Genomic DNA, 11,066 nt, shown 5'->3' on the forward strand with positions numbered 1-11,066 from the left:
CGAGAGCCTGCTCAAGGTCGACCACCCCTGGATCCAGGAATACTTCCACGGGCCGCGCGGCCGGAGCCTGCTCAAGGTCGACCACCCCTGGATCCAGGAATACTTCCACGGGCCGCGCGGCCGCGCCGCGGCGGCCGAGCATGCCRCCCTGGAGCGCGCGCAGATGGGGGCGGAGGGCTGAGATGGAGACGCGTGCGAGCTATGTCGCCGTTGGCAGCTTCGTCCTGATCCTGATGGTCGGGCTGGTGGTGTTCGCCGTCTGGCTCGGCGGGTCGGGGCTGCGCGAGAATGCCGAGCGCTACCTGATCTACTTCTCCGGCAACGTCACCGGGCTGCAGGAGGGCAGCCAGGTGCGCTATCGCGGCATTCCGGTCGGAGCGGTCGAGGACATCCAGATCGACCCGTCCAATGTCGAGCGGGTGCAGGTCCGGATCGCGGTCCGGCCGAACACGCCGATCGTCAAAGGCACCGTGGCCTCGCTCGAGATCCAGGGCCTGACCGGCGGTGCTTTCGTCCTGCTCAGCGGCGGCGTCCAGGGCGCGTCGCGGCTGGAGAAAGAGGAGGGCAGGGAATACGCCGTCATCCCGTCCCGCCAGTCCGGCCTGCAGGCGATCGTCGACACCGTGCCGCAGTTGCTCGACCGGCTGTCTGACATCTCGCGCGAGGTGCAGCGGATCTTTTCCGAGGACAATGTCCGGAACATCTCCGAGGTCCTGGGCAATGTGAACACACTGACCGCGGCCTTGGCGCAGCGTTCGACCCAACTGGCGAGCACGATCGAGCGGATCGACACACTGACCCAGAATATCGACGGGTTGGTCACCGACGCGCGGGCGGACCTGAACAAGCTCACCACCGGCGCCACCGGCTTCCTGTCGACCACCGACACCCAGGTCAACGCCACGGTGGCCGATGCCCGGGCGATGATCGCGTCGCTGCGCCAAAGCGCCGACGGGGTGGCCCGGCTGCTGAAGCAATCCGGACCCGGGGTGGAGAGCTTCTCGACCGACGGTCTCTACGAGATCACCCAGCTGATCACCCAGCTCCGCCAGTTGACCGACAACCTGAACCGGACCCTGTCGCGGCTTGACCGCAGCCCGGCGCAGTTCCTGTTCGGCGGCTCGTCCGGTGGCGTGCCGCCGCAAGGTTCATCGAGGTGAAGATGAGTTTCTCCCCCTTGTCCCGGCGCTTCTTCCTGCGGCAGGCCGCTCTGTCCTCGGCCGCGGTCGGCCTTGCCGGCTGCGGCGGGATCAGCGCGCTGGCACCGCCGGCGCCGCAGGTCTATGAGCTGACGCCGAAGAACACCTTCGATCCGGGCCTGCCGAAGGCCAGCTGGCAACTCCTGGTCGACATGCCGAGCGCCAACGCCGGCATCGACACCGACCGGATCGCGATCAGCGAAAGTCCGACCAAGCTGGATTACTTCGCCAAGGTGGCCTGGGTCGACCGGGCCCCGGCGATGGTCGTCGGGCTGCTGGTCGAAAGCTTCGAGAACACCGGCAAGATCGTCTCGGTCGGCCGGCAGATCTCCGGCCTGCGCGCGAACTATGTGCTGCAGCCCGAGATCCGCGAATTCCGAGCCGAGCGCTGGGAAGGCCAGCCGTACCGGGTGCGGGTGCGGATCGGCGCCAAGCTGGTGCGCTTCCCGCAGCGGACGATCATCGGCGGCGAGAGCTTCGAGCGGGTGATCGAGGTGAAGGGGCCGGAGTTCACGGATGTGGTCCGGGCCTGGGACGATGCCCTGGGCGGCGTGCTGAAGCAGGTGGTCGAATGGACCCTGCGCACCGGCGAACGCGACGACCGCGCAGCCGGCCGGCCACGGCGGCAGGTCTAGGCAAGAATCGGGGCGGGGGTGAAAACCGCGTCGGCCCTCTGAGGGGCCGGCGCGGTGCGTCAACGGATCGGCTGCGTCGTCAGCGGGTGACGGTCTGCCAGAAGAAGAAGGCGATGACGCCGATGATGATGACCCACTCTGCACCCATGATCCGGTCCATCCCCGTGTTCGTTGCAGCCTTTCATAGCACGGCATGGCGCGATCGCAAGGCGCTCGCGGCGGCCTGGTGCCGAGGCGATGTTCGCAAGTGAAAATATTGGCATCGTTTCCGCTTCCCGATTAGCATTCTTGTTCGTCCAGCCACGGGAAGAAGAGCGGCCATGAACGCCACGGCGCGGCAGAGCCAGATCGTCGATCTGGTCCGCCAGGAGGGCTATGTCACGGTCGAGGCCCTGGCCGACCGCTTCCAGGTGACGCCGCAGACCATCCGCCGCGACATTTCGCTGCTGCAAGACCGGGCCCTGCTGCGGCGCTTCCATGGCGGCGTGACGGCGCCGGGCAGCGTCGAGAACTTCGCCTATTCGACCCGGCAGGTGCTGTGCCTGGAGGAGAAGCGCCGGATCGCCCGGCTGGTGGCGCGGCAGGTGCCGGACAACGCCTCGCTGTTCCTCAACATCGGCACGACGACGGAGGAGGTGGCCCGGGCGCTGCTCGGTCATCGCGGCCTGCGGGTGATCACCAACAACATCAATGTCGCGAACATCCTGTATTCGAATGCGAGCTGCGAGGTGATCGTCGCCGGCGGCGTGGTCCGGGCCCGGGACGGCGGCATCGTCGGCGAGGCGACGCTCGACTTCGTCCGCCAGTTCAAGGTCGATGTCGGGATCATCGGCATCAGCGGCATCGATGGCGACGGCACGCTGCTCGACTACGACTACCGCGAGGTGCGGGTGGCGCGGGCGATCATCGACAATTCGCGCCAAGTGTTCCTGGTGACCGACCACACCAAGTTCGGCCGCAATGCCATGGTGCGGCTGGCCTCGATCGGCGAGATCCACGCCCTGTTCACCGACCGGGCCCCGCCGGCGCCCTTCAGCGAGGCGATCGCCGCCACCACCTGCCGCGTCCACGTCGCCGACTAGCGATTTGGTTTTCAGATCACCTTGTCCTGCTGCAGCCGCGAGATCAGGTCCCTGGCCGCCCGGGCGGCGAGATCGGTGAAATTGCTGTTCGAGCCACCGCGCGCGACGGCCTCGCCCTTCCAGATGGCGGTGCCGCCGCCCGCCTCCTGCAGCGTGGCGTCGTAGCGGGCCGTCGGCTCCTCGATCCAGCGGCCGCCCGTCGTCAGCCCGGCGAAGGGGCCGGGATAGGGGCCGTAGCCGTAATACGGGAAGAACGGGTCTCCGACATAAGTCGGCGGCAGGTAGCGGGCGACGGTGGCGCGCTGATCGACGGCGATGCGTAGCACGGCGCGGACGCCGGCCGCCCGGATCGCGGCGGTCTCGGCGGCCGGGCCGCCGGGCCGGGTCGGCGGCGCCAGGTCGATCATCCGCCGGGCCTGCACGCCGCGGGCGGCGAGTTCGGCGACGGCGGCGCTCTCCAGCGCTTCGCGTTCGCCGAGGCGCGGCGTCTCCGCGACCACCACGATCGAGCGGATCGGCGCCCCGCCGCGATAGGCGGGGTCGACATAGCCGGCCACCTGCGTCTGCGCGCAGGGGCCGAGCAGCAGGGCGGTGAGGGCGAGGATGAGGGCGCGCATGACGCCTCCTGAGAATCGGCCTCGAAGAGATGGCGCAGCGGACCGCGGCCGCCAAGAACCGTTGTTACGATTGTGACAAATTTGTCGCTCACCAGAGGGGACCGTGGCGGAGAAGCATCTATTAAGCCACGCGGCGGCTGGGCTTACGGGGAGTTCTTGTGTATTAGGGCGAGGTATTCGGGGCCGTCCGGGGGGAATAATGGCCGTTGCGAGGAAGATAGCCATAGCCGTTGCCGCTGCCGTGATTTCGGCCAGCGCTGTGGCGGCGACGACGGGAACGGCCACGGCCAGCCCGTGGGCTGAGCCGGGCGACTCGACTCTGCGCAACGACATCCACATCCTGGAGAACTTCCGTCTCATCGACGGCGTGCTCAGCGCCTGGCCGCTGCCCTGGGCCCAGATCACCTATCGTCTGGCCAAGGCCGACCGGGATTCGCTGCCACCTTACGCCCAGGCGGCGCTCGACCGCGTCCGGGCACGGGCTGCGGCCGAGACCCGGCAGGGCCAGCTGCATTCGGAGCTGCGGGCCGACCTGACCAACCAGCCCGCCTTGGTGCGCGGCTTCGACTACACGGCGCGGCAACGGGGCGAGATTTCCGCCTCCTTCGAATATATGGCTGATTCGACCGCGATGCGGCTGTCGCTGGGCGCCTATTCCCGCTTCGCCAAGGGCGACAGCCCCTGGTACTACGCCGGCGAGGATGAATTCCAGGCGTCGCTCGACGGCACCTATCTCGCCCAGCGGATCGACAACTGGATCCTCTATGCCGGCTGGCTCGACACCTGGTGGGGACCGGGCGAGACCACCAGCCTGATCCTCTCCACCAACGCCCGGCCGTTCCCGAAGGTCGGCTTCATGCGGTCCAACCCGCACGCCTTCGAGACACCGTGGCTGAGCTGGATCGGCCCCTGGCAGTTCACCGGTTTCATGGGTGTCCTGCCAGACAGCCGGCAGGTGTCCAACCCGCTGATGTTCGGGCTGCGGCTCTCGATCAGCCCGATCCCGGGGCTCGAGCTCAGCGGCTCGCGCATCATGATGTTCTGCGGCAGCGGCCGGCCCTGCGGCATCAACACCTTCTTCAAGGGCTTCTTCGGCAACACCAACGTCGATGATCCGGCGCAGCAGGCCCTGGACCCGGCCAACCAGATCGCCGGCTTCGACGCCCGCTACAGCAACCAGATCTTCGGCCAGCCCTTCGAGATCTATGGCGAGCTGACCGGTGAAGACGCGGCCTATTCCTCCATCGGCTTGCCGCTGCCGTCGCGGAACGCCGGCGTCCTGGGCGCTTCGGTCTGGAACGGCTGGGGCGACGAGGGGGCGACGTGGAAGGTCAATGTCGAATATTCGAATTCGACCGCGAACTTCCTGGAAAAGAAGATCTACGGCTACTTCTACGAGAGCGGTGCCTATCCGGATGGCTATCGCTTCTACGACCGCGCAATCGGCGACAGCCTCGACGCCGATGCCGAGCTGTTCGGCGTTACCGGCACCTTCGTCGACACCGACGACTGGACCTACAAGGTCTCCTACTCCCACGCCTTCCTGAATCCGAAGAACGCCACCACCAACAGGGTCACCAAGACCAAGGAAGACATCAATATGGTCGATCTCGGCGTCTCGATTCCGATGCGGCGTAACACGGTCGGCATCAATCTGCGGTTTCAGGACGACTCGCCGAACAGCCCGGGCGAGCAGAAGCCGATGGCCGCATTGGGCGTGTCGACGACGATCCGCTTCTGAGACCTGTCCGGGTTCGCTACGGCGAATCCAAGCTACGAAGCCTCTCGCAACCGCCGCAGCAGGAACGCCCGCATCGCCGGGTCCTCGCACAGGCCGATGGCGCGCTCGTAGGCCGCGCCTACCGGCTGGCCGAGCCGCCGCAGCAGATGGGCGGCCAGCGCCCAATAGGGCTGATAGCTCGCCACCGCCTCGGCCGGGATCGCCTCCAGCAGCGCCCATCCGGCCGTGGCGCCGCGCGCGTCGGCGATGGCGGCGGCCTGGCCGACCCGCGCACCGATGGTCGGCGCCAGCCGCACCAGCCCCTCATACAGCAGGGCGATCGCCTCCCAGTCAGTCCGGCCCGTCCGGGCGCGCTGGGCGTGAACCGATTGGATCGCCGCCTCCAACTGGAACCGCCCGAAGCGCCGGTCCTGCGCGGCGGCTGACAGGATTCGCTCGGCCTCCGCCATCATCGGCTTCGACCAGCGCGCCGTGTCCTGTTCGGACAGCGGCACATAGTCGCCCTCCGGGCTGCGGCGTGCCTCGCGCCGGGCCTCGCAATGCAGCATCAGCGCCAGCAGCCCCTCGACCTCCGGCTCGGCCGGCAGCAGCGGCCGCAGCATCCGGCCGAGGTCGATGGCCTCCGCCGCCAGGCCGCGGCGGCGCGGATCGGCGCCGGCGACGTCGTCCCAGCCGCTGCCATAGGCGGCGTAGATCGCCTCCAGCACCGCATCGAGACGTGGCGGCAGCTCCTTCGCCTCCGGCAGCTCGAAGCCGATGCCGGCGTCGCGGATCTTGACCTTGGCGCGTGACAGCCGCTGGCCCATGGCGGCAGGGCTGACCAGGAAAGCCGAGGCGATGCGCGCGGCGTCGAGGCCCAGCACGGCCTGCAGCATCAACGGCGTGTGGATCGCCGGGTCGATCGCCGGATGGGCGCAGACGAACAGCAGCTTCAGCCGCTCGTCCGGGAAGCGGTCGGCTTCGGCCAGCGCCTCGGCCTCCTCCGCCGCGATGCGGAGGTCAGGGACGGCCTCCACCCGCACCCGGAGGTGGCGGGCGCTGTCGATCAGCCGGCGCCGCGCCGCGGTCAGCAGCCAGGCCTCCGGCCGGTCCGGCACGCCGTCGCGCGGCCAGGTCTCCAGCGCCGTGCGGAAGGCGTCGGCCAGTGCGTCCTCCGCCGCCGCGATATCGCGCGACCGGGCGGCCAAAAACGTCACCAGCCGGCCATAGGAGTCACGCGCCGCCCGCTCGACCGCGCGGCGCGCCTCCTGGCTCACGGCTCCTGCTTCATCGCCGGCAGGACCGGCCGGACCTCGACGCCGCCGCCCGGCCCGGCCGGATAGCGCGCCGCCCAGTCGAGCGCCGCGTCGAGGTTCGGCACCTCGATAATGAAGAAGCCACCCAGTTGCTCCTTGCTGTCGGCGAAGGGACCGTCCTGGACCAGCCGCTTGCCGTCGCGCAGCCGGATCGAGGTGGCGGTCTCGGGCGGCTCCAGCCCGGCGCCGGCCACGATGATTCCGGCCTCGCGCAGCGCGGTCATGTAGGGAATGAAGGCGGCCCAGAAAGCGTCGCGCTGCTCGCGCTTGTCCGGATCGCTGCGGGCCGCGAACTCCTCGGGGGACTGCTGGAACAGCAAGGCGTACTGCATGATCGTCTCCATTGCACGGGGTCGAGCGCATCTCGCTCACCCCCATGACGGGCCGGCGCCAAGCCTTTCGACATCGTCCGCGAAAATATTCGCGGCGGCTAGACCCGCCGGCGGCGCGACTTGGCGAAGGTGTCGAAGGCCACGGCCAGCACGATGATCACGCCGATGATGATCTGCTGGATGTAGGAGGAGACGTTCATCAGCACGAGGCCGTTCAGCAGCACGCCGATCAGCACCGTGCCGATCACCGTGCCGAAGATGGTGCCGATGCCGCCGAACAGGCTGGTGCCGCCGATCACCACCGAGGCGATCACGGTCAGCTCGTAGCCCTGACCCGCCACCGCCTCGGCCGAGTTCAGCCGGGCCGACAGCACGAAGGCGCCGAGCCCGACGAAGAAGCCCATGATGACGTAGACGCTGAGCAGCACCCGCCGCACCTTCAGCCCGGACAGCCGCGCCGCCTCCGGATTGCCGCCGACGGCATAGACCTGGCGGCCGAAGCGGCTGTAGCGCAGCACCAGATGGGCCAGCACGGCGAAGCCCAGGAACACCAGCACCGGCACCGGGATCTCCAGGATCTTGCCCTGGCCCCAGTAGCGGAAATCCGCGTCGAAGCCGCTGATCGGCCCGCCGCCGGACAGCAGCAGCGCGGCGCCGCGGAAGGCCGACATGCCGCCCAGGGTCACCACGAAGGGCGGCACCTTGAGCCGGGTGATGGCGAAGCCCTGCACCGCGCCGGCCACCATGCCGAGCAGGATCGAGACCAGGGCGGCGGCACCCCAGCCCCAGCCTTGAACTTCGTCCGAGCCGAGCGCGAAGTTGCCGCTGGCGCTGCCTTTGGCGACGATGGCGGCGGCGAGACCGCAGAAGGCCAGGACGGCGCCGACCGACAGGTCGATGCCTGCGGTCAGGATGACGAAGGTCATGCCGATCGCCAGCAGCCCGTAGATGGAGACCTGGCGCAGCACGTTCAGCAGGTTGACGGTGGAGATGAAGCGCGGCTCGGCGATGGCGAAGCCGGCCATCAGCACCACCAGGAAGATCAGCGGCGCGAACCGCGCCAGAAGCCCGAACAGGTCGAAGCCGCCCCGGTCCGGAAGAGTCGTGCCCTGCGCCATCTTGATCTTTCCTATGCCGCCCGGCGGCGAGTCATCAGCCGCATCAGCGTTTCCTCGTCGGCCTCGGCTCGGCCCATCTCGCCGGTGATCCGGCCCTCGCACATGGTGACGATGCGGTCGCTGATCGCCAGCACCTCGGGCAGCTCCGACGAGATCGCGATCACCGCGATGCCCTCCCGCGCCAACCGGCCCAGCAGCTGGTGCACCTCGGCCTTGGCGGCGACATCGATGCCGCGGGTCGGCTCGTCGACGATCAGCACCTTCGGCCGCAGCGCCAGCCAGCGGGCCAGCACCACCTTCTGCTGGTTGCCGCCGGACAGGTTGGCGATCTGCTGCTCCGGCCCCGCCATGCGGATGCCGAGCGCGCGGCGGTATTCCTCGACCAGCCCCCGTTCCTTGCTGTCCGACACATAGCCGAACAGACCCGCCAGCTTGCCGAGCGCGGCGATGGCCAGGTTGCTGCGGATCGCCAGCGACAGGAACAGCGCCTGCTGCTTGCGGTCCTCCGGCACCAGGCCGATGCCGTGCCGGATGGCGTCGGCCGGGCTGCGGATCTCGATCGGCTTGTCCTCGACCAGGACGCGGCCGCCGGTGCGGGCGTCGGCGCCGAAGATGGCGCGGGCCAACTCGGTCCGCCCGGCGCCGACCAGCCCGGCGATGCCCAGGATCTCGCCGCGCTGCACCGCCAGCGACACGTCGTGCAGCACCGTGGCGTGCGGGTTCAACGCGCTGCGCTCGGTGGCGATGCCCTCGGCCCGCAGCGCCGGCGGGCCGCTCTGGGCCGCGCCGCCCTCGATCCGGGCCAGGGCGCCGAGGTCACGCCCGACCATCATGCGGATGATGTCGTCGACCGTGATTTCGGCCACCTGCGCACTGCCGACCAGCCTGCCGTCGCGCAGCACGGTGACCCGGTCGCAGACCGTCATCACCTCGTCCAGCCGATGGGTGACGTAAATCACCGCGATGCCTTGGCCGCGCAGGGCGCGGATGATCGCCATCAGCCGGTCGACCTCGGTCGAGCTCAAGGCCGAGGTCGGCTCGTCCATCACGATCAGCCGCGATTCCATCGACAGGGCGCGGGCGATCTCGACCATCTGCTGCTCGGCGACGCTGAGATCGCGCACCAGCCGGCGCGGGTCGATGGCCAGGCCGATGCGGTCCAGCGCCGCCTTCGCCGTCCGGTGCATCGCGCCCCAATCGACCAGCCCGGCTCGGCCGGGCTCACGGCCGATCAGGATGTTCTCCCCGACCGTCAGGCTCGGGATCAGGTTGAACTCCTGATAGATCGTGACGATGCCGCGCCGCTGTGCCTCATAGGGCGCGGCGAAGCTGACCGTCTCGCCGGCGAAGACGATGCCGCCACTGTCCGGCGCCTGGGCCCCGGACAGGATCTTCAGCAGCGTCGACTTGCCGGCACCGTTCTCGCCGAGCAGGCCGTGCACCTCACCGGCCGCGACCTCCAGCCCGACGCCGTCCAGGGCGACGACGCCCGGGAAGCGCTTGGTGATCGCGATCATGCGCAGCAGCGGTTCGGTCATCCGTGTCCTCTCCCTCTTGTCATGCCCGGGCTTGACCCGGGCATCCAGGGCGGCAAGAGCAGCTCTTCATGGCCCCTGGATCGCCGGGTCGAGCCCGGCGATGACAGGATGGGAAAGTACTACTTCACCTCGCCGATGCGCTCGGCCTTGTCGAGATTGGCCTTGGTGATGGCGATCGGGGTCAGCAGGATCAGTGCCGGGTCCGGCTTCTTCTGGGTCTTGAGGTAATCGACCAGCACCTCGACCGCCTTGCGGCTCTGGCCGCCCGGGAACTGCTCGATGGTGCCGGCCAGTCCGCCGTCGCGGATGCTGCCCAGCGCCTCCGGCAGCGCGTCGAAGCCGATGATCTTGATCTTGTCCTGCAGGTTGCGGCCGCGCACCGCCTCGAGCGCGCCGAGCGCCATGTCGTCATTGGCGGCGACGATCACGTCGGGCGGCGTCGACAGCCCGGCCAGGATCGACTCGGTGATGCTCAGTCCCTGGTCGCGGGCGAAGTTGGCGGTCTGCTCCGCCACGAACTTGTACTTGTCCTTGTGGGCGTCGAGGACGTTGTGCACGCCCTTGTTGCGGTCGATCGCCGGGCTGGCGCCCGGCTGGCCCTGCAGGTTCACGATGGTGGCGCCGTTCGGGTAGCTGTCCATCAGCCATTTCGCCTGGGCTTCGCCGCCCAGCACGTTGTCGGCGCCGACATGGGCCAGGATGCCGTCGACCCCGGTGACGCGGCGATCGATGGTCACCACCGGCACGCCGGCCTCCACCGCCTCGGTCAGCACCGGCGCCATGGCGTTGACGTCGATTGGGCTGATCACGATGCCGTCGACCTTCTGCACCAGCGCCGCCTCGACATCGGCGGTCTGCTTCGGTGCGCTGTTCTGGCCGTCGGATTCGACCGACGCGACGCCCAGCTTCTGCGCCTCGGCCTTCAGCTCGTTCATCATGTGGACGAAGAACGGGAAGCCCAGGCTGGGCACCGATGTCAGGATGGTCTTCTTGTCCTGCGCCGCCCCCGGCAGGGCGACCGCGATCGCCAGGACCGCGCCCAGCAGGGCGCGCTGCAACGTACCAGTCATGAGCTCTCCTCCACGGCGATTTGGTTGCCGGGGGCGGTGCCGCGCCGCAATCCCGACTCTTTGTTCAGCTCAAATTGTCGGATGATTGTTCATCCACTGTCAACGGAGTGCTCCGGGTGCGGCGGCGTTGGACAGAGCGGGTGCGGATGGCGGATAAGCTTTTCGATCGAGGCCGGACGGGGCGAATGACGATGACGAAGGCGAGAACGGTGGAGCGGCCGGCGGCGGCGACGGAGCCTGGCAGCCAACTGGTGGTGCCGGTGGTGTTGTCCGGCGGTTCGGGGACGCGGTTATGGCCGCTGTCGCGGGCCGGCTATCCCAAGCAGTTCCTGCCGCTGGTGTCGGACAGCACCATGATCCAGGAGACGGTGAGCCGGGTCGGCGAGGCCGACGGCTTCGCGCCGCCGGTGTTCATCTGCGCCGACGACCACCGCTTCAT

Annotated in this window: 12 protein-coding genes; 6 read left to right on the forward strand and 6 right to left on the reverse strand. The window is 68.8% G+C overall.

The genetic code is table 11. From position 1 onward, the window contains the following. From AB4Z01_RS34475 to AB4Z01_RS34490, 4 genes are all read left to right on the forward strand, one after another. Positions 1-181: hypothetical protein (locus AB4Z01_RS34475; RefSeq protein ID WP_441701125.1), on the forward strand; the 181-nt coding region annotated here is incomplete at its 5' end. A 1-nt stretch (position 182) separates the two neighbouring features. After that, positions 183-1,160, forward strand: a complete 978-nt coding sequence (locus AB4Z01_RS34480) for an MlaD family protein (protein WP_441701126.1) — start codon at positions 183-185, stop codon at positions 1,158-1,160. Between the two features lie 2 nt (positions 1,161-1,162). Next, a complete protein-coding gene (locus AB4Z01_RS34485) occupies positions 1,163-1,834 on the forward strand; it encodes an ABC-type transport auxiliary lipoprotein family protein (RefSeq protein ID WP_441701128.1) in 672 nt (223 codons plus the stop codon). A gap of 320 nt (positions 1,835-2,154) precedes the next feature. Next, entirely contained in the window at positions 2,155-2,916 is a 762-nt protein-coding gene (locus tag AB4Z01_RS34490; protein ID WP_429229511.1) for a DeoR/GlpR family DNA-binding transcription regulator, read from the forward strand. Positions 2,917-2,927: 11 nt separating this feature from the next. Here the strand turns inward: AB4Z01_RS34490 and AB4Z01_RS34495 are convergent, their stop codons facing one another. After that, the gene (locus AB4Z01_RS34495) at positions 2,928-3,533 is read right to left on the reverse strand and encodes a hypothetical protein (RefSeq protein ID WP_441701130.1); all 606 of its coding nucleotides are present in this window, start codon (positions 3,531-3,533) and stop codon (positions 2,928-2,930) included. Positions 3,534-3,792: 259 nt separating this feature from the next. On the opposite strand from AB4Z01_RS34495, the gene AB4Z01_RS34500 reads away from it, so the two are divergent. Continuing rightward, complete coding sequence (locus AB4Z01_RS34500) at positions 3,793-5,274, forward strand: capsule assembly Wzi family protein (RefSeq protein WP_441701131.1); 1,482 nt, start codon at positions 3,793-3,795, stop codon at positions 5,272-5,274. Between the two features lie 32 nt (positions 5,275-5,306). Here AB4Z01_RS34500 and AB4Z01_RS34505 read toward each other — a convergent pair whose 3' ends face one another. From AB4Z01_RS34505 to AB4Z01_RS34525, 5 genes are all read right to left on the reverse strand, one after another. Then, positions 5,307-6,530, reverse strand: a complete 1,224-nt coding sequence (locus tag AB4Z01_RS34505; RefSeq protein ID WP_441701133.1) for an RNA polymerase sigma factor — start codon at positions 6,528-6,530, stop codon at positions 5,307-5,309. After that, positions 6,527-6,901, reverse strand: a complete 375-nt coding sequence (locus AB4Z01_RS34510; RefSeq protein ID WP_441701135.1) for a YciI family protein — start codon at positions 6,899-6,901, stop codon at positions 6,527-6,529. Before AB4Z01_RS34510 ends, AB4Z01_RS34505 begins: the two co-directional genes overlap by 4 nt. A 98-nt stretch (positions 6,902-6,999) precedes the next feature. Continuing rightward, the gene (locus AB4Z01_RS34515; protein ID WP_441701137.1) at positions 7,000-8,019 is read right to left on the reverse strand and encodes an ABC transporter permease; all 1,020 of its coding nucleotides are present in this window, start codon (positions 8,017-8,019) and stop codon (positions 7,000-7,002) included. Positions 8,020-8,030: 11 nt separating this feature from the next. Beyond that, positions 8,031-9,557 (reverse strand): sugar ABC transporter ATP-binding protein, encoded by a 1,527-nt coding sequence (locus tag AB4Z01_RS34520; RefSeq protein WP_441701139.1) that lies wholly within the window; start codon positions 9,555-9,557, stop codon positions 8,031-8,033. Positions 9,558-9,676: 119 nt separating this feature from the next. Then, positions 9,677-10,627 (reverse strand): substrate-binding domain-containing protein, encoded by a 951-nt coding sequence (locus AB4Z01_RS34525; protein ID WP_441701141.1) that lies wholly within the window; start codon positions 10,625-10,627, stop codon positions 9,677-9,679. A gap of 191 nt (positions 10,628-10,818) precedes the next feature. Here AB4Z01_RS34525 and AB4Z01_RS34530 point away from each other — a divergent pair. Continuing rightward, the coding region (locus tag AB4Z01_RS34530; RefSeq protein WP_441701142.1) for a sugar phosphate nucleotidyltransferase at positions 10,819-11,066 on the forward strand (248 nt) is incomplete at its 3' end.

Origin of the sequence: Inquilinus sp. YAF38, from assembly GCF_052113205.1 — a bacterium.
GTDB lineage: Bacteria > Pseudomonadota > Alphaproteobacteria > DSM-16000 > Inquilinaceae > Inquilinus.

Excerpts from the sequence above, each read along its gene's own strand:
- AB4Z01_RS34480 (WP_441701126.1), top strand. The coding sequence starts at position 183 with ATGGAGACGCGTGCGAGCTATGTCGCCGTTGGCAGCTTCGTCCTGATC.
- AB4Z01_RS34485 (WP_441701128.1), top strand. The coding sequence starts at position 1,163 with ATGAGTTTCTCCCCCTTGTCCCGGCGCTTCTTCCTGCGGCAGGCCGCT.
- AB4Z01_RS34490 (WP_429229511.1), top strand. The coding sequence starts at position 2,155 with ATGAACGCCACGGCGCGGCAGAGCCAGATCGTCGATCTGGTCCGCCAG.
- AB4Z01_RS34495 (WP_441701130.1), bottom strand. The coding sequence starts at position 3,533 with ATGCGCGCCCTCATCCTCGCCCTCACCGCCCTGCTGCTCGGCCCCTGC.
- AB4Z01_RS34510 (WP_441701135.1), bottom strand. The coding sequence starts at position 6,901 with ATGCAGTACGCCTTGCTGTTCCAGCAGTCCCCCGAGGAGTTCGCGGCC.
- AB4Z01_RS34515 (WP_441701137.1), bottom strand. The coding sequence starts at position 8,019 with ATGGCGCAGGGCACGACTCTTCCGGACCGGGGCGGCTTCGACCTGTTC.
- AB4Z01_RS34520 (WP_441701139.1), bottom strand. The coding sequence starts at position 9,557 with ATGACCGAACCGCTGCTGCGCATGATCGCGATCACCAAGCGCTTCCCG.
- AB4Z01_RS34525 (WP_441701141.1), bottom strand. The coding sequence starts at position 10,627 with ATGACTGGTACGTTGCAGCGCGCCCTGCTGGGCGCGGTCCTGGCGATC.